Raw genomic sequence first — 15,759 nt, 5'->3', positions numbered from 1 at the left:
CTATTAGTGATGGTAAATATCTTCATACATTACGCCTGCACGGATTTCCACAGGAAGTTTATTTTCCTCCGGAACAACAGGACAGTTGTAATCGTAAGCATTATAAGCGCAGAAAGGCTGATAGGATTTATTAAAATCAAGAACAATCGTGTTCCCTTTAGGAATCTTCAGATCCATATATTTTCCTCCTCCATAGGTTTCTTTTTCATTGGTTGCATCACGGAAAGGAAGGAACAGATAGTCTTTGTATTTTTCCTGCTTAATCAAAGCCAAACTTTGGTATAACGTTACAGTATAAGGCTTACCATCCAAGGTAAATGTTGCTTTGCCATACTCCTGGTACGTCTTTGTTTTCCCTGATGAAGTAGGAAGTTCAAAGGGTTTTGTATCTTTTGACTTAACAAATTCTGCGGTTACCCTATATTTGGCATTAAAGGGAAAAAATGGATGTCCTTTGAAATTTTTAAAATTATCACCTCTTAGCGGGGTCTCTTTTGGATTAAAATATTCAGCGTTAAGTTCCTTTTGAAATTTCTGTACCTCTTTCTCTTCCTTTGAAATCATTTTCTGGGAAAAAGCCCATAACGGAAGGAGTAAAAAGAGTACTATATATTTTTTCATGAGTATAAATTATAAGTAAAGCTATGAATTTTCATAACAACAAAAAGTTAAAATTGTAATAAAAAGTATAATCTGTTTTAAATACCATAAACGTCTTCCGATCTAGCATACTTTTTGAAAAATAAGGGTCATGGACAGAAAAAAATTCATTCAGACAAGTGCTATGGCTTTAGCAGGTTTTTATTTTCTTCAATCCGGATTATTTCATGCTGCAGAAAGAAAAAATAACCGGTCAGGAGAAATTATTGATGCACCGGTTGTGATTATTGGCAGCGGTTACGGAGGAGCGGTATCTGCACTGCGTCTTTGCGAAGCCGGGCAAAAAGTAATGATGCTTGAAATGGGTCTTAACTGGGAAAAAGCAGGAATACCGTTTTCCAATCTGCTGAAGCCCGGAAAAAGTTCTGCTTGGCTGAAAAAGAAAAGCATTGCTCCTTTTATGAATATTTTTTCTCTGGCTCCTTTTACCGGAACATTAGACCGTCTGGATTTTGAGCACATCAATATCTGGGTAGGAAGAGGTGTTGGCGGAGGTTCCCTTGTAAATGGCGGAATGGCTGTTACTCCTAAAGAAAGCTATTTCAGAGAAGTTTTTCCGGATCTTGATACTGAAAGATTTTACAGCCATTACTTTCCACTGGTGCGGGAAGAACTCAAGGTAAATGTTATTGATGAACAATTTCTGAAAGACTGTCCTTATTATCAGTTTACAAGAGTAGGTGAAGAAGAGGCTCATAAAGCAGGCTTTAAAACGATGAGGGTACCGAACGTCTACGATTTTAAATATATGGAAAAAGAATTCAGGAATGAGGTTCCCCGTTCTGCTCTTAATACGGAAGTCATTTATGGTAACAATTACGGGAAGAACAGTCTGGATAAAACTTACCTGAGAAAAGCTCTTGAAACCGGAAACCTGGAAATTCTTGATCTTCACCGCGTAGAAACGCTTAAACTTAATGATGATAAAAGCTACACTCTCAGTGTACAGCAGATTGATACTTCCGGCATTCCGGTTGCAGATAAGGTTGTCAACTGTAAAAAACTGATTCTTTCCGCAGGAACTATGGGAACTTTACAGATTCTGTTACGGTCCAATGCAGAAAACGGATTTCCTATCCATGAAAAAATCGGCAAAAACTGGGGGAACAATGGAAACTTTATGACGGGAAGAAACTGGGTAAAACCTTTATCCGGCGGTACAGGCACAAAACAATCCACAATTCCGGTGGGAGGAATTGACAACTGGGATGATCCCGAACATCCGTTTTTCACGGAAATAGCTCCACTGCCTATGGGAATGGATGTTGCAACAGCCTTATATCTGCTGATCAACAGGGTTGATAAAAAGGGAGAAGTTGCCTACAGTAAAGCCAGCCAATCCCTGATACTGAACTGGGATGAAAGCAATACCGCTAAAATGAAAGAAAATGCCCAATACTTTATCCGTAAAATGAATAAAGCAAATGGAGGAACCAGAAGCCACTTGCTTTTCAATAATGGTTTCGGAGCTGATATCTGTTATCATCCGCTTGGAGGATGTGTATTAGGCGAAGCTACCAACGAATATGGAAAACTCAGAGATCACGAAAATTTATATGTGCTGGATGGATCATTAATTCCGGGAACCATCGGTGTGAATCCTTTTGTTACCATTACTGCCATTGCGGAATATTGCATTGAAAACCTGATCCGGCAAAATGAATTTTTCTTGCATTAAGGTATTGTTTGTATTTCGGAAAGATAATTCCTGATATCGCTTTCCAGCTGTTCCGGATAGGTAAAATTAAGATTTTCAGCCAAATAAGCACCCATTTCATGTACCAGATCAGCATAAGCAAACAGTGCTGACCAGTTTTCGCTGATATTACTTCCTGAAAAAGTAGCTTCTGCTTTATGCCAGAGTTCCTGAGATAAGTATTGTTTAAAAAGCCGGCCGTGCTTATTGGTGGTTATATTGTTCCAGTTATGATTTTCTGCAATGTACCATTCAATCAGAGGAACAAGATAATCTGTTCTCAGGACATTTTCAGACATAAACTTAGCATAAAAAATATCACCGCGTTTTAAACATTTTGCTACATACGTGGTATCCCACCAGAAGTCATTCATCAGCTGCTGAAACTTTTTTTCAGTTGGTTTCTGAATCATGATTGACTGGTACGTAGGTGGTTTCAGGTTTTCAGTCAGTTTATCTTTATCGATTAAAACTTTATATCCCACATCCCAATCCTCGGGAAGGGTTTCTTCGTTAACCTCCTTAATAAATTCCGGGACCTGATACAGTTTAAAGTCAACTTTCACATGATCTTTATACAAAACCATTTTCATGGCATGCTTTCCGCCAAACACACTGTCACCTTCCTCAATCATCGAGATAGGATCGCCAAAGAAACTTATCCATTCGTTGTCCGATTCATAAGGCGTTTTGTTTTTAAAGACAAGCTCTACATCCAGATCACTGAAATCATCTACAGGCGCATAAGGATTTACCAATGAACTGGTCAGAAGAACAGCACGGATATCAGGATTGTTTTCAGCCCAGTGAATAATCTGCTCCAGCTTTTCTTCCCTTATTTTCATATTAATAGGACTCTGATATTTTTACACGATATACGTCAGAAGAATTCCTTTTGATTGATTCTACAAAAAAACCGCCTTCTTCAGGAATCACTTCTTTCAGATCAAAGCTTTTGCAATCTTTGGGAAGTCCGGAAAAAATCAGGGTAAACCAAAAGTCTTTCATAAAAGGAACCGGTGTCCAGTATGGTGAAATAGAAATATTTTCTGCGTGGATCAGCTTACTTCTATGGTCAGACTGATTATCAAAAAGATAGGTCGAATGCCAGATCCTGATCAGGTTTCCCAAAAACGGAGAAGCCGGGAAGCAACAGTGCACAATAACCTGCTTCTCTTCTTCTGTTTTCGCCTGAAGAGATTCCAGGATTTCCTTTGCAATGACCGGTTTTACAATTACTTCTTCCACCTTTTTATGAGTATAGGTAATGAGCAATAAGTAATCATGATTACTTATTGCTCATTACTGATGTTAATATTCTAATTCTAATTTTTCTTTTGTATAATTTCTTACCTCATGGGTCAGTTCAGGATTTTCTGCCAGTTTCTGTCCATAGGATGGAACCATTTCCAGGAGTTTTGCTTTCCATTCTCCATGAAGTTTTTCCGGGAAGCATTTTTCCAGCACATTCAGCATGGCATAAACTGCTGTAGAAGCACCTGGCGACGCTCCCAGAAGAGAAGCGATTGTTCCGTTTTTGTTCACAACTACTTCAGTTCCGAACTCAAGTTTACCTCCTTCTTTTTCATCTTTCTTAATGATCTGAACTCTCTGTCCTGCGACCTTTAGTTCCCAGTCTTCTTCTTTGGCATCTTTGATGAATTCACGCAAATGCTGCATCCTCTGGGATTTTGTCATGGCCACCTGCTGGATAAGATATTTCGTTAAAGGAATATTGTGCCACCATGCTCCGAAAAGAGATCTCAGATTTTTGGTATTAACACTTTCAGGAAGATCAAGGTAGCTTCCTTCTTTAAGGAATTTGGTGGAGAATCCTGCAAAAGGCCCGAAAAGAAGAGCTTTCTTACCATCAATGATTCTAAGGTCAAGGTGTGGAACAGACATTGGCGGCGCATCTACCGTTGCCTGTGTATATACTTTAGCCTGATGTTTTTCTACCAGTTCCTGATTATGACTTACCAGCCACTGCCCGGAAACCGGGAAACCTCCGTATCCTTCACTTTCTTTAATATCCGAACTGTCCAGTAACGGAAGCGCATATCCTCCGGCACCAATGAATACAAAGTCAGCAACCACTTCCTGTTTGTGATTGTTGATCCTGTCTTTTACCTTCATTTCCCATTGACCGTTCTCTCTGGCATCAATATCCTTTACCTCATGGTACAGGAAAACCTCTACATTGGAATCTTCCAGAAGATGTCTTCCCATCTTTCTTGTCAGTGTTCCGAAGTTTACATCAGTTCCCATATCCATCTTCGTGGCAGCCATTACTTCAGACTGATTTCTTTTGCTCATTACCAATGGAATCCATTCTCTCAGTTTATCATGGTCTGTAGAAAATTCCATTCCTGAGAACAGAACAGATTCCGCCATTTTATCGTGGCGCTTTTTCAGATATTCTGCATCTTTTTCCCCGAACACAAGACTCATATGCGGACATGAGTTGATGAATTCTTTCGGCTGATGAATGTATCCCTTGGTAATCAGATAAGCCCAGAATTGTTTTGAAATTTCAAACTGTTCTGCAATACTTTCTGCCTTGCTGATATCAATAGATCCGTCTGGCTTTTCCGGAGTATAATTTAGCTCACAAAAAGCGGAGTGCCCTGTTCCGGCGTTGTTCCATGCTGCTGTACTTTCTTTGGCAAACCTTCCTAGCCTTTCGAAGATTGCAATTTCAAGATTTGGATCAAATTCATGCAGCAGCGTTGCTAAAGTGGCGCTCATGATTCCGCCGCCTATCAGTACAACGTCGTATTTAGGTTTCGGTGTTCTGCTTGTAAGCGATTGTGACATAATTTTAAATTTTACTTCAAATTTCGGGAAAAGTTTTAAAAACCGGAACGCGTTTAACGATTTTAACACGTTATTTTTTGAGTCAGAAACACTTCTTTAGTACGCAACAAAAAACCATCGAAAATTTCAATAAAGTGCTATTGAAATCATTGATGGTTCTTATATCAAAATGAACAAAAAAACTTAAGCACAGGATGCTTAAGTTTAATTATTTTACAAACAAGATTTGGTAATAAGCCTCATTTTAATTCAGTTTTGCCGTCAGTTTTTTAAACTGCTTTTCGGCATTTTTTCCTTCATAAAGGATGGCATATACCGTATCAATAATCGGCAGCTTAAGATTTTTCTGTTTTGCCGTTTTATAAATGGAATCTGCAGCATAATATCCTTCTGCAACCATGTTCATAGACTGAATGGCAGATTTTACCGTATAACCTTTTCCAATCAGATTTCCAAGGTTTCTGTTTCTTGAGAAAAGTGAATATGCCGTTACCAGAAGGTCCCCCAGATAAGCACTTTCGTTCACATCTCTTGGTGCTTCATAGATGGCTTCCAGGAAAGTTTCCATTTCACGGATCGCATTGGAAACAAAGACCGCTGTAAAGTTATCTCCATATCCTAATCCGCTTGCAATACCCGCCCCGATCGCAAAAATATTTTTAAGAATAGCACTGTATTCGTTTCCTAAAATATCTTTGCTTGTATGAACTTTAATAAAGTCTGAGCTGAAAATTCCTTCAAGCTTTTCAGCAGTTTCATCTTCGGCCGCTGCAATGGTAAGATAAGAAAGTCTTTCCATCGCAACCTCTTCAGCATGACAAGGTCCCGCGATAACCGCCTGATTTCTGAATCCGATTTTAAATTCATCGCGCAGATAATGGGCTACCACATCATTTACTTTTGGAATAATTCCTTTAATTGCAGAGATAAAGATCTTATCAGAATAATCACATGTCATCTTATCCAGTGTATCAGACAGATAGATAGACGGAGTTGCCAGAACGATAACGTCACAGGCAGAAACCAGTTCATTAATGTCCGTTGTCAGCTTTAAACTTTTAAGATTAAAATGGGCAGCCGTAAGATAAGTCGGGTTATGCCCACGAAGCTCAATAGCTCCTTTTACAAATTCATTTCTTACGCACCAGTGTACTACTTTGCAGTTTTCAACAAGCATTTTTACAATAGCGGTTGCAAAACTTCCGCTTCCTACAACTCCTACAGAAATATCCTTTTTATTCTTTTTTGGATTCGAAGATTCTGAAATAATTTTCTTTTTAGCCATAATTGGAATGTGAACTGCAAAGATATTAAAACAAAGACGGAACGCAGGCTTTGAAACCATGATAAAAGCCATTTTCTGAAAAAATTAACACTTCAGCACAATTAAACAGCTAATTAACCGTTAAATACAGAAAAAACTGAATTTTAATTAAAAATAACTCACAAAACTTATTTTTAATTAAATTTGCAGATTCAAAACCGTTTTAAATTTACTAAGAGAAGAAATATGAAAAAATTTCTAAACAGCAAGAAGAACGTAAACATTCTCCTGGGAGGGCTTTTACTAGTAGTTTTTGCACAAGGCGTCTTCATAGCGAAGCTCTTTTCTGAAAGAGATGATAAAACCTACGAAGTGAATCTTGTAAAAATAAACACTGAAAAAGACAGTGTAGATTATCTGAAAATGAAAACTGATCTTACTCTTGTAGATCAGACCGTTGCACAGCTCAACTCCTTCCTGAAGTCCAAAGACATTACCAACGAAAAACTGATGATGCTTAATCAGGACAGTATTTCAAATTCTATTTATCTTTCCAAACAAGCTAACCGATACAGCCAGTATCTGATGGATCTTCAGAAAAAACTGATGCAGGTACCATTAGGAATGCCTACAGATGGCTATATTTCTTCTAACTTTGGCGTAAGAAAAAATCCGATTCCGTTTAAAACGGTTTTTGCTTCGGTAAGATCAGGCGCACCAGCAGAAGCTAAATCAGCAGTCGCTGCAGCACCAAAACCTGAAGTTAAAGCTGAACCTGTTGAAAAAGTCATAGAACTTACAGACAGCTACGGAAATAAAAGAGAAGTAAAAGTGATGGTTACTCCAAAAGTGGCTCCTGTAGCTTCAACATCATCTCCGGCAACTGCCAAACCTGCTGCGGGTACAACTACAACACCAACAACTGTTGCTGAAAAAAACAATCCACCTGCTGAAGCTGATCAGATGCAGTTTCACAAAGGACTCGATATTGCAGTTGCTTATGGTTCTGATGTAAGAGCTGCCGCTGCCGGAACCGTTATTTTCTCAGGGCAGAAAGGCGGTTATGGAAACTGTGTGATCGTTTCCCATGGTAACGGATTGGCTACATTATACGGACATTTATCTGAACTTGTATCAAAAGTGAATGATAAAGTAAAAGTAGGACAGGTCATTGCCAAATCCGGAAACTCCGGGCGTTCCACAGGACCTCATCTTCATTATGAAGTACACAAAAACAATACTCCGGTAAACCCGAAATTGTTTATGAATTTATAATAAAAAGGCTGTCTATCCGACAGCCTTTTTACATATGGGAAGAAGGCCAAATCTTTTTTAAACCATTAAGGAATATTTAGTTTTTAAGAATATTAAGAAGAGTCCGCTTTAATTGGTATCTCCTTAATGCAGCTTCAATCCTCCAAAAAACCTTAATGGTTCAAAATAAAAACTACCATCATGTAATGGTAGTTTTTATCTTATTTTAAAATTGTAAGAATCCCTTTCGGATGGGTAAACGTACCATCGGGGCCTGCAATATTTGAATACACAATATTTTTATTGTAATCCTGAATATGGGTAACATTGAAGCCAAGATGAGGCTCATGCCAGTATACCATAAAAACATTCTTTGCTACTTCTACAGCAGTATATTCTACCGTATCGGTACTATTTTTTGAACTTCCTGCTGTTCCTGTAAACGTCATGGTTTTATTGTCTTTAAAATCCAGAAGGAATTTTACACCTCCAAAATCCACTTCCACTTTATGTCCGATGGCCGGGTATGGTGATTTTAAATCCCATTCCATTTCTTTAAGGAAAACCTTTACTCCCATCTCCAGCTCTTCTTTTCCCGGAAGATCAGGATACTTTTTAACCATAAAATCAACAATGGAAGATGAAGTTTTGTTCTCTGTCACTGCTTTTTTATAATTTTCCAAGTAACCCTTCACAAAATCCAGAGATTGTGGAGATGTAGACGGTTTTGCAAAATGGGAAGGAATGACCTGCTCCGGGTTCAATGCTTTCATGGCATCAATCTGCCCTATCCACTGATCAATTGCTTTTACATTCTGCGTGTCTGCCATCCATAGATGGGAGTCTACAGAAACTGAAATTCCGCCGGCAATGGTTTTAATGGAAGGGATCCAAAGAAAGCTGTGTGCAGGGTCTTCCGGATTTTGTCTGATCTCAATTTTATTCCCTTCAAGATCAGGGATTGAAGCAGCTGCCTCAGGAACTATAATTTCTGACGGAGCGTCCGCTTTCAGCTGCGGTTTCCATACGCCCATCTTATCATCTTTTGAAGCTGATATCAGGTAAGCTGTTTGCGCCGTTGAGATAATTTTAGCATTAGGAAAGGCTTTTTTAATCACATCCAATCCAAAATAAAAATCGGGGTCACTGTGCGAAATAAAAACGGTTTTCAGATTTTTTCCTGTTGCCTTTATTTCTTTCACCAGCTGTTCAGCATATTGTTTCTGAAACTGGGCATCTACCAGTATGGCATCTTTATCACCATAAATAATGGTAGAAGTAATCGGGAAAATAGCTTTGGTCCCCGGATTATATACTTTTACTTTGAGGTTTCCCGCAAATACGCTGATAAAGCCCAGCAGTGCGAATAACGACCATAATTTCTTTTGTATCATTTCTGTTCTTTTATATATTAGTATGCTGCTGTGAAACGTTCACGAATGTGATTACTCTGCTCTAATTCATCTACCAGAGCTACGGCTACATCTTCTACAGACAGACGGCTTCTTCCGTTTTCATCAAATACCGGAGTTTCCAGTGAAGTTCTGTATTTTCCTGTTCTTTCTCCTACATTGGCCTGGTTCATCTCTATGGCAGGGCTGAAGAATGTCCAATCCAAAGTATTATTTTCCTTGATTTTGTTTAAGTAATCTCTTGCTGCTGTTGCACCGGGTTTGTAAGCTTCAGGGAAGTCCGGAGTATCCACAATCTGAACATTATCCGGTGTGTAAAGGCTTCCTGCTCCACCTACCACAATCAGTCTTTTTATCCCTGATTGTTCCACTGCTTTTTCAATGTTCTGAGAACCATTTAAGAAATCGTTGTAAAGATTAGGATTTGTCCATCCTGCATTGAATGTACTGATTACAGCATCATTTCCTTTCAGTGCTTCAGCTAATGCATCTACATTGTTTACATCAACACTTTTAGCGGTTACATTTTCCTGCGTTTTTACCTTCGATGCATCTCTTACCAATGCTTCTACAGCATATCCTCTTTCTGCCAATTCTGTTACTACGTGTGCTCCTACAAATCCTGTTGCACCAATTACTGCTACTTTTTTCATAACGTTTTATTTTTTAAATTAAATTGTAATAAATTTTGTTACATTTAGGGTTAAAAAAAATTTATTCGAACTGATCGGTAAATTCCTGTAATGATTTGTCTCCTAAAAAATTGATAACCAAATGATCTGTTTCTTCAAATAAGGTATTTAAATGGATATTTATTTCCTTCCCGACACTGCATGCCGGATTAGGATTCTGATTTTTCTTTCCTAATACTTCCGTATTTTTAACTGCTTTATAGATCTCAGAGATTGTGATCATATCCGCTTCTTTTGCAAGCTGGCTTCCTCCTTCTTTTCCCTGTCTGCTGATAATCAGACCTGCTTCTCTCAATACGCTGATCTCCTTTCGGATAATCACCGGATTCACATTGATACTACCGGCCATCCAGTCAGAAGTAAGCCACTCCTGAGGACTCTTTGCCAATAATGTCATTATATGTACTGCCGTAGCAAATCTTGTATTGTTCATTGTAATTACAGGGCAAAGATATACATTTTTTAAATGTAACAAAATTTATTACAGTTAAATTTTTCTTAAAGGATTAATTTGTCAAGGTCAAGCAGCAGATAATTGATGTTCTGATTAATGGTACGTGTTGCTGACTGCATCTGATTGAGCATGGCTGCACGGTTGTGAAGATCATCTGCCCTGTAATATCCGCCATCACTGAAAATGACAGACTTGTCTGCCGCTTCTTTATTATCATCAAACTGGTAGTGAAGCCATCTCATCTTCATATTCCCGATGATAGAATGATCTTCCCTGTTGGAAAATTTTTTCTCGGTATACATATACCAGATAAAAGGTGGAAAATTGGGAGATTCCAGCTTTTCTTTCCAGATATCTCTCAAAAGATTTCTCTGATGAATAAACTCTACTTTTTTTCCTTTGGGATTAAGGGTTGCCAAACCAAAACCCGCTCCTAAAACCCCTCCTCCGATATCAATCGCATTGCTCCAGCCCTGGTCATGAACAATACCTCCGGCTATAGAAGCAGCGGCTCCGGTAATAATGGAATAAAGGATGAGCTTATTATTTTTTGATGCGTTCAGGTTATCCACATAATTTCCGATCTGGGCTACTCTTTCTCCTTCACAGTCAAATTCTGCGGCTACAGCATCCAGCTCTGTCAGCGCAATCGTGATTTTACTGTTTATTTTTGTTTTTAACTGTAAAACTTTAACCTGCGAAGCAAGGGATGAGTCTTTTTTAAGGTCAATAATTTCGTGAACCTCATCCAGATTATCCAGTGCATTCAATATCAGGATACTCTGATCGGAAAACAGCTCTTTCAATTCTTTATTGGCAGACAGGATAGAGTCTGCGTTATAAGATGGGATTTTATTGCTGTAGTTATACTTGAAAGGTGCTTTGCAATAGCTGTCTTTCAGCGTAAGTATATTCTGCTGAATAGCCTGATTCTTCTTTGAGACACAAGAAGTAAGAAGCCCGAAAACAATCAAAAGGTAAAAAAGTTTTTTCATTCAGTCGTTTTTTTGTGCCTTATTGATAAATTGCTGCCAAGATGCAATCTCCTTCAGTCTTACCATTTATCAATACGAATATAGCACAAATAAAAAAAATTACCTGAAGTCAGGTAATTTTTTAATCTATTTTTAAGAAGGATTACTTAATATCCAGTAATTCAACTTCGAAAACAAGGGTACTGTTTGGCCCGATTTCTTTGCTGATTTCCTGATCTCCATACGCCAGGTGCGGAGGAATGATCAGTCTCCATTTACTGCCAACCGGCATTAGCTGAAGAGCTTCCGTCCATCCTGAAATTACTCTGTTCAAAGGAAAAGAAGCCGGAGTCCCTCTTTTTACAGAGCTGTCGAATACTTTACCGGAAATGGTTGTTCCATGATAGTGGCATTTTACAGTAGACTTAGGACCTGGTTTCGGGCCGTCACCTTCCGTAATGATTTCATATTGCAAGCCGCTTGGTAACTGCACAACGCTTTCTCTTTTACCATACTCTTCCATATATTCTTTACCGTCTTTCAGGTTCTTTTCTGCCAATTCTTTTTTACGTTTAAATAACATATCTGCTACTCCCATATGATAATTTTTTACAAAGATAAGGCTTTTTAAGGTTGGAAGACGGAAGTATGAGGATGGAAGGTTAAAATCCAAAATATTATATATCTGATCTGTTTGTTTCAAAACATTATTATTCAAAAACAATTTAATATTAGTAATCAACAAGTTAAATGTTTTACTTATTAAAATTCAATAATCATATTACTTTACTTTTATTTTCTTAAAAGGTCTTTTCAACAAAATTCAAATAATTGTAATACTTGCTTAACACAGATTTCGAAACTTGGCGTTATAATTGGATTTAAAAACTAAATGCCAAATCCAATAAAATATAATAAGAAGTTTGATGAACTGAATGAAGAGGAAAAAAAACTTCTGGAAATCAATAAAAAAACAATAGCAGATTTTGTTGAACAGTCTTCTTCCATCAGTGATGTCAATTATGCTACGAGGAATGCTCATGCCAAAACCTATGCGGCAGCAAAAGGTACGTTTGTGATAGAGCCTGATCTCCCGGAATCACTACAGCCTTTCTTCGACAGGGAAAAATTTGACCTGATTATACGGTTTTCCAATGCCCAGCTGAAAATCAAAAATTCGGGAAAAGATATTCCTGCCTATGGTTTTGCGGTACAGATCAAAGATGAAAACGGAGGATTACTGGCCAATTATCCATTGGTCAATTTCCCGCTGTTTCCAATGAATTCTGTTTCAACTTTTTTGAAACTTTTTACCGCTGTCAATAAGTTTTATATGAAAAAATGGAGCAGCCTTCTGCCAATGCTTTTTCAGGCAGTCAAAATGTTTCCTTACGTATGTACCGGCGATATGATCTGTAATATGATAAAGCTCTTCAGGAAAAGAAATGACTTTATTCTGTCGTTTGATTATTACTCGATAGGTGCTTATCGCTTGGGAGATCAGATCATTAAAATAAAGCTCTCTCCTCAATCTGTGGATAAAAATACAGGAAGAAAGCAAAAGATTAATGATGCTTTAAAAAATTATCTGCAGACAAACGATTTTAAAGCTGATGTTTTGATACAGATCTGTTATGACCTGAAAGATCAGCCCATCAACAGACTGAATGTTGAGTGGAAAAATTCTCCTTTTATTAAAATCGGTGAGGTCAGAATCAATAAAAATTCTTTGCTGGATGCGCGGGACTGTACCAATGAATTGCTTTCATTCAATCCTTTCGAAAGTAAAATATTTTTTCAGCCTGTAGGAAAAATACAGAAACTGCGTGATGAAGCTTATAAGGTTTCTCTGCAGACGAGAAGGAAGATTAATAAATTGCTGCATGGAAAAAACACCTAAAATAATGATAAATGATGAGTTATGAATGATAATTTATTGACTTGGCGTTTCAGTTTGCTTTAAAAAGCTTTTAAAAACAAAAATGACTGTTGTACTAACAGTCATTCTATTTTATCTGAATTTTCTTTCTTCTTCTTTGATTGCCAGATCATTGATGCTTGCATATCTTTTTGCCATCAAACCGTTTTCATCGAACTCCCAGTTTTCATTTCCATAAGCCCTGAACCAATTTCCATCTTTCGTCTGATATTCATATTCAAAGCGGACGGCAATGCGATTATCGGTGTGTGCCCAATATTCTTTCTTAAGTTTATAATGAAGCTCTTTTTCCCATTTTTTCTGAAGAAATGTTACAATTTCTTCTCTTCCATTTACAAATGTATCTCTGTTTCTCCATTCACTGTCAATGGTATATGCTTTGGAAACCTTTTCGGGATCCTGACTGTTCCAGGCATCTTCTGCCATTTGAATTTTTTCAAGTGCCGTTTCAAGTGTGAAAGGCGGAAGCGGATGTTTCTGTTCCATAACTTACTGTATTAGATTGATAACTATTTTTTTTGATTTTTCAATCAATTCATTGGATTTAAAAAGCTGGCTTTCTATAATGCTGCTCTCAAAAAGCATGTAGATATGATCGGAAAGTTCACGATCCTCCAGCAATTCTAAAAAAAGGTTTCTGAGATCTGCTTTATGAGACTGAATAACACTCAGTATTTTAGTATTATCCATTGGTATTTCCGAGAGAATATTCAGAAAGCTGCAACCTCTGAAGTTTTCCTTTTCATTCATATAAACCAGAAAATCAAAGGCATTGACGATTTTAGATTGTAAACCATTTCCTTTTGATATAAATTGATTGAGTTCACTAAACCAATACCCATGTCGCACCTTCAGAAACTCTACACAAAGATCTTCTTTGGACTTAAAATGTTGATAAAAGCTTGCCTTGGCAACTTCTGCTTCTGAAATAATCTGGTTGATTCCTGTAGTATTATATCCTTGTTTTGCAAACAATTCAAAGGTCACTTCTACAATTCTTTCTCTTGGCGATTTCATATGCTTTCTTTTCTGGAACAAATGTATGAAAAAAAACAATATACAGACCAGTCTGTCTGTTTTATTTTTAATTTACTTTTGAAATGCAGGAAAGCGCAAAGGCATTAAATTTTTATTAATAAGCATATTTAGGACGCTAGGATTTTATTTCCGATAAAACTTATTATCGCTAATACTATGGTTCTGAATTATACAAATCATAGTAAGTATCTTTGAGGAAGATATTTTGATAATCTGACTCCCTTTATCTCAAACCTTACAGGTTTTTGAAACCTAAAAGGGTTACATCTTAAACATTCAACCTGGTTGAAAATTCCACATTGAGCGCAGTCGAAATGTCCTTGCACCTTAAAAAGGAGTACAATGCTTATTGTCTTTGCGCCTTGGCCTTTCCCAACAAAAAACTTCATCAACAAAAAAGCCTCCAGAGTTATACTCCAGAGGCTTGATAATATATTTTAAATATGATTATTTTTCTTCCAATTCTTCTTTCTTCTCTTCTTCTTTTTCAGGGAAGATGATGGATAAAAGAACCGAGATCACCAGCACTCCCCCTACAATTCCCAATGAAACCGGGGACGGAATATGAATCCACGGTGCAATAAGCATTTTAACTCCAATAAAGGACAGGATAATTGCCAACCCGTATGGAAGTTTGCTGAACATATGAATAAAGTTCGCCAACAGAAAATATAATGACCTTAATCCTAAAATGGCAAAGATATTTGATGTATAAAGGATGAACGGGTCATTTGAGATTGCAAAGATCGCCGGAATAGAATCTACCGCGAAGAGAACGTCTGTAAATTCGATGACACCCACGACCACTAAAAGAGGAGTCGCCATTTTGATTCCGTTCTGAATGGTGAAGAATTTATCTCCGTCATAGTTATCGGAAACTTTCCAGAAGCTTTTGATCAGCCTTGCTCCTGCTGTATTGCTGTAATCTTCATCGTCATCATCGTCACCGTCTCCCCATGATTTGATCCCTGCATAGACAAGGAATAATCCGAACAGAGTCATAACAACATTGATTTTCACTGCCTCTCCGAAGATATTCATTTCAGGAAGATACGTAACATTAATCAATCCTACTCCCGCAAAAATAAATATGGCCCTGAAGATCAGTGCACCGATGATTCCCCAGAAAAGGACCTTATGATGAAGGTATTTCGGAACTTTGAAGAAGCCAAAAACCAGGATAAAAACAAATAAGTTATCCACAGAGAGTGCTTTTTCAATCCAGTAAGCAGCCTGATATTGTGTGAATTTCTCTACTGCCAGAGCATGGCTTTCAGGACTTCCATCGGTATTGAATACCCAGTATACCACTCCTGAAAATACCATAGAAAGTGAGATCCATACAATAGACCATATGGTAGCTTCTTTAGAAGACACTTCGTGACTTTTTTTGTTAAATACCCCTAAGTCCAGGAGCAGCATGATAACGACCGTTACTGCAAATCCCCACACCAGACCAGGGTGCAGTTCTAAAATACTTTGATGTTCCACTTGAGTTATGTTATAATATGATAAAAGCAATAGATGTACATTGTACAAATATTGCTATTCTATTTATT

16 protein-coding genes are annotated in these 15,759 nt (G+C 37.6%); 3 read left to right on the top strand and 13 right to left on the bottom strand.

What is annotated here, in order from left to right; translation table 11 throughout:
• Nucleotides 1-3: 3 nt before the first annotated feature.
• Nucleotides 4-621 (bottom strand): DUF1684 domain-containing protein, encoded by a 618-nt coding sequence (locus tag ACR1PO_RS15075; protein ID WP_433987270.1) that lies wholly within the window; start codon nt 619-621, stop codon nt 4-6.
• 130 nt (nt 622-751) lie between these two features.
• On the opposite strand from ACR1PO_RS15075, the gene ACR1PO_RS15070 reads away from it, so the two are divergent.
• Nucleotides 752-2,338, top strand: coding sequence for a GMC family oxidoreductase N-terminal domain-containing protein (locus ACR1PO_RS15070; protein WP_332386244.1), 1,587 nt, complete (start codon nt 752-754; stop codon nt 2,336-2,338).
• Here the strand turns inward: ACR1PO_RS15070 and ACR1PO_RS15065 are convergent.
• The 4 genes from ACR1PO_RS15065 to ACR1PO_RS15050 all read right to left on the bottom strand — a co-directional run bounded on the left by ACR1PO_RS15065 (nt 2,335) and on the right by ACR1PO_RS15050 (nt 6,458).
• Nucleotides 2,335-3,201 carry an AadS family aminoglycoside 6-adenylyltransferase gene (locus ACR1PO_RS15065; protein ID WP_433987269.1) on the bottom strand — a complete coding sequence of 289 codons (867 nt, stop codon included), beginning with the start codon at nt 3,199-3,201 and terminating at the stop codon, nt 2,335-2,337. The genes ACR1PO_RS15070 and ACR1PO_RS15065 overlap by 4 nt on opposite strands.
• Before the next feature lies 1 nt (nt 3,202).
• Nucleotides 3,203-3,604: a hypothetical protein gene (locus ACR1PO_RS15060; RefSeq protein WP_002984777.1), complete on the bottom strand. Its 402-nt coding sequence runs from the start codon at nt 3,602-3,604 to the stop codon at nt 3,203-3,205.
• Between the two features lie 63 nt (nt 3,605-3,667).
• A complete protein-coding gene (gene mqo / locus ACR1PO_RS15055) occupies nt 3,668-5,173 on the bottom strand; it encodes a malate dehydrogenase (quinone) (RefSeq protein ID WP_433987268.1) in 1,506 nt (501 codons plus the stop codon).
• 244 nt (nt 5,174-5,417) lie between these two features.
• A complete protein-coding gene (locus ACR1PO_RS15050) occupies nt 5,418-6,458 on the bottom strand; it encodes an NAD(P)H-dependent glycerol-3-phosphate dehydrogenase (protein ID WP_433987267.1) in 1,041 nt (346 codons plus the stop codon).
• 225 nt (nt 6,459-6,683) lie between these two features.
• Here ACR1PO_RS15050 and ACR1PO_RS15045 point away from each other — a divergent pair, with 225 nt between their 5' ends.
• Nucleotides 6,684-7,712 carry a M23 family metallopeptidase gene (locus ACR1PO_RS15045; protein WP_433987266.1) on the top strand — a complete coding sequence of 343 codons (1,029 nt, stop codon included), beginning with the start codon at nt 6,684-6,686 and terminating at the stop codon, nt 7,710-7,712.
• Nucleotides 7,713-7,912: 200 nt separating this feature from the next.
• Here the strand turns inward: ACR1PO_RS15045 and ACR1PO_RS15040 are convergent, their stop codons facing one another.
• The 5 genes from ACR1PO_RS15040 to bamJ form a co-directional block, all read right to left on the bottom strand.
• Nucleotides 7,913-9,085, bottom strand: a complete 1,173-nt coding sequence (locus tag ACR1PO_RS15040; protein ID WP_433987265.1) for a MoaF-related domain-containing protein — start codon at nt 9,083-9,085, stop codon at nt 7,913-7,915.
• A 17-nt stretch (nt 9,086-9,102) separates the two neighbouring features.
• Entirely contained in the window at nt 9,103-9,756 is a 654-nt protein-coding gene (locus tag ACR1PO_RS15035; RefSeq protein WP_433987264.1) for an NAD(P)-dependent oxidoreductase, read from the bottom strand.
• A gap of 61 nt (nt 9,757-9,817) precedes the next feature.
• The gene (locus ACR1PO_RS15030) at nt 9,818-10,228 is read right to left on the bottom strand and encodes an Rrf2 family transcriptional regulator (RefSeq protein ID WP_433987263.1); all 411 of its coding nucleotides are present in this window, start codon (nt 10,226-10,228) and stop codon (nt 9,818-9,820) included.
• Between the two features lie 65 nt (nt 10,229-10,293).
• Complete coding sequence (locus ACR1PO_RS15025) at nt 10,294-11,244, bottom strand: hypothetical protein (RefSeq protein WP_433987262.1); 951 nt, start codon at nt 11,242-11,244, stop codon at nt 10,294-10,296.
• A gap of 142 nt (nt 11,245-11,386) precedes the next feature.
• A complete protein-coding gene (bamJ, locus tag ACR1PO_RS15020) occupies nt 11,387-11,821 on the bottom strand; it encodes a BamJ family beta-barrel-assembly machinery protein (protein WP_052198510.1) in 435 nt (144 codons plus the stop codon).
• A gap of 294 nt (nt 11,822-12,115) precedes the next feature.
• On the opposite strand from bamJ, the gene ACR1PO_RS15015 reads away from it, so the two are divergent.
• On the top strand, nt 12,116-13,123 hold the full coding sequence (locus tag ACR1PO_RS15015) for a catalase family protein (RefSeq protein WP_433987261.1): 1,008 nt from the start codon (nt 12,116-12,118) through the stop codon (nt 13,121-13,123).
• 111 nt (nt 13,124-13,234) lie between these two features.
• Here the strand turns inward: ACR1PO_RS15015 and ACR1PO_RS15010 are convergent, their stop codons facing one another.
• The 3 genes from ACR1PO_RS15010 to ACR1PO_RS15000 all read right to left on the bottom strand — a co-directional run bounded on the left by ACR1PO_RS15010 (nt 13,235) and on the right by ACR1PO_RS15000 (nt 15,691).
• Nucleotides 13,235-13,648 (bottom strand): nuclear transport factor 2 family protein, encoded by a 414-nt coding sequence (locus tag ACR1PO_RS15010; protein ID WP_433987260.1) that lies wholly within the window; start codon nt 13,646-13,648, stop codon nt 13,235-13,237.
• Nucleotides 13,649-13,651: 3 nt separating this feature from the next.
• Nucleotides 13,652-14,179 carry a TetR/AcrR family transcriptional regulator gene (locus ACR1PO_RS15005; RefSeq protein WP_433987259.1) on the bottom strand — a complete coding sequence of 176 codons (528 nt, stop codon included), beginning with the start codon at nt 14,177-14,179 and terminating at the stop codon, nt 13,652-13,654.
• Between the two features lie 468 nt (nt 14,180-14,647).
• Nucleotides 14,648-15,691 (bottom strand): TerC/Alx family metal homeostasis membrane protein, encoded by a 1,044-nt coding sequence (locus ACR1PO_RS15000; RefSeq protein ID WP_332386257.1) that lies wholly within the window; start codon nt 15,689-15,691, stop codon nt 14,648-14,650.
• Nucleotides 15,692-15,759 lie beyond the last annotated feature (68 nt).

Source organism: Chryseobacterium amylolyticum, from assembly GCF_051011775.1.
Lineage (GTDB): Bacteria > Bacteroidota > Bacteroidia > Flavobacteriales > Weeksellaceae > Chryseobacterium.
Note: the sequence above shows the minus strand (reverse complement) of the source record. Positions and strands in the feature narration are given on the sequence as shown.

Excerpts from the sequence above, each read along its gene's own strand:
- ACR1PO_RS15025 (WP_433987262.1), bottom strand. The coding sequence starts at position 11,244 with ATGAAAAAACTTTTTTACCTTTTGATTGTTTTCGGGCTTCTTACTTCT.
- ACR1PO_RS15010 (WP_433987260.1), bottom strand. The coding sequence starts at position 13,648 with ATGGAACAGAAACATCCGCTTCCGCCTTTCACACTTGAAACGGCACTT.
- ACR1PO_RS15040 (WP_433987265.1), bottom strand. The coding sequence starts at position 9,085 with ATGATACAAAAGAAATTATGGTCGTTATTCGCACTGCTGGGCTTTATC.
- bamJ (WP_052198510.1), bottom strand. The coding sequence starts at position 11,821 with ATGGGAGTAGCAGATATGTTATTTAAACGTAAAAAAGAATTGGCAGAA.
- ACR1PO_RS15050 (WP_433987267.1), bottom strand. The coding sequence starts at position 6,458 with ATGGCTAAAAAGAAAATTATTTCAGAATCTTCGAATCCAAAAAAGAAT.
- ACR1PO_RS15005 (WP_433987259.1), bottom strand. The coding sequence starts at position 14,179 with ATGAAATCGCCAAGAGAAAGAATTGTAGAAGTGACCTTTGAATTGTTT.
- ACR1PO_RS15070 (WP_332386244.1), top strand. The coding sequence starts at position 752 with ATGGACAGAAAAAAATTCATTCAGACAAGTGCTATGGCTTTAGCAGGT.
- mqo (WP_433987268.1), bottom strand. The coding sequence starts at position 5,173 with ATGTCACAATCGCTTACAAGCAGAACACCGAAACCTAAATACGACGTT.
- ACR1PO_RS15065 (WP_433987269.1), bottom strand. The coding sequence starts at position 3,201 with ATGAAAATAAGGGAAGAAAAGCTGGAGCAGATTATTCACTGGGCTGAA.
- ACR1PO_RS15045 (WP_433987266.1), top strand. The coding sequence starts at position 6,684 with ATGAAAAAATTTCTAAACAGCAAGAAGAACGTAAACATTCTCCTGGGA.
- ACR1PO_RS15015 (WP_433987261.1), top strand. The coding sequence starts at position 12,116 with ATGCCAAATCCAATAAAATATAATAAGAAGTTTGATGAACTGAATGAA.
- ACR1PO_RS15035 (WP_433987264.1), bottom strand. The coding sequence starts at position 9,756 with ATGAAAAAAGTAGCAGTAATTGGTGCAACAGGATTTGTAGGAGCACAC.
- ACR1PO_RS15075 (WP_433987270.1), bottom strand. The coding sequence starts at position 621 with ATGAAAAAATATATAGTACTCTTTTTACTCCTTCCGTTATGGGCTTTT.
- ACR1PO_RS15030 (WP_433987263.1), bottom strand. The coding sequence starts at position 10,228 with ATGAACAATACAAGATTTGCTACGGCAGTACATATAATGACATTATTG.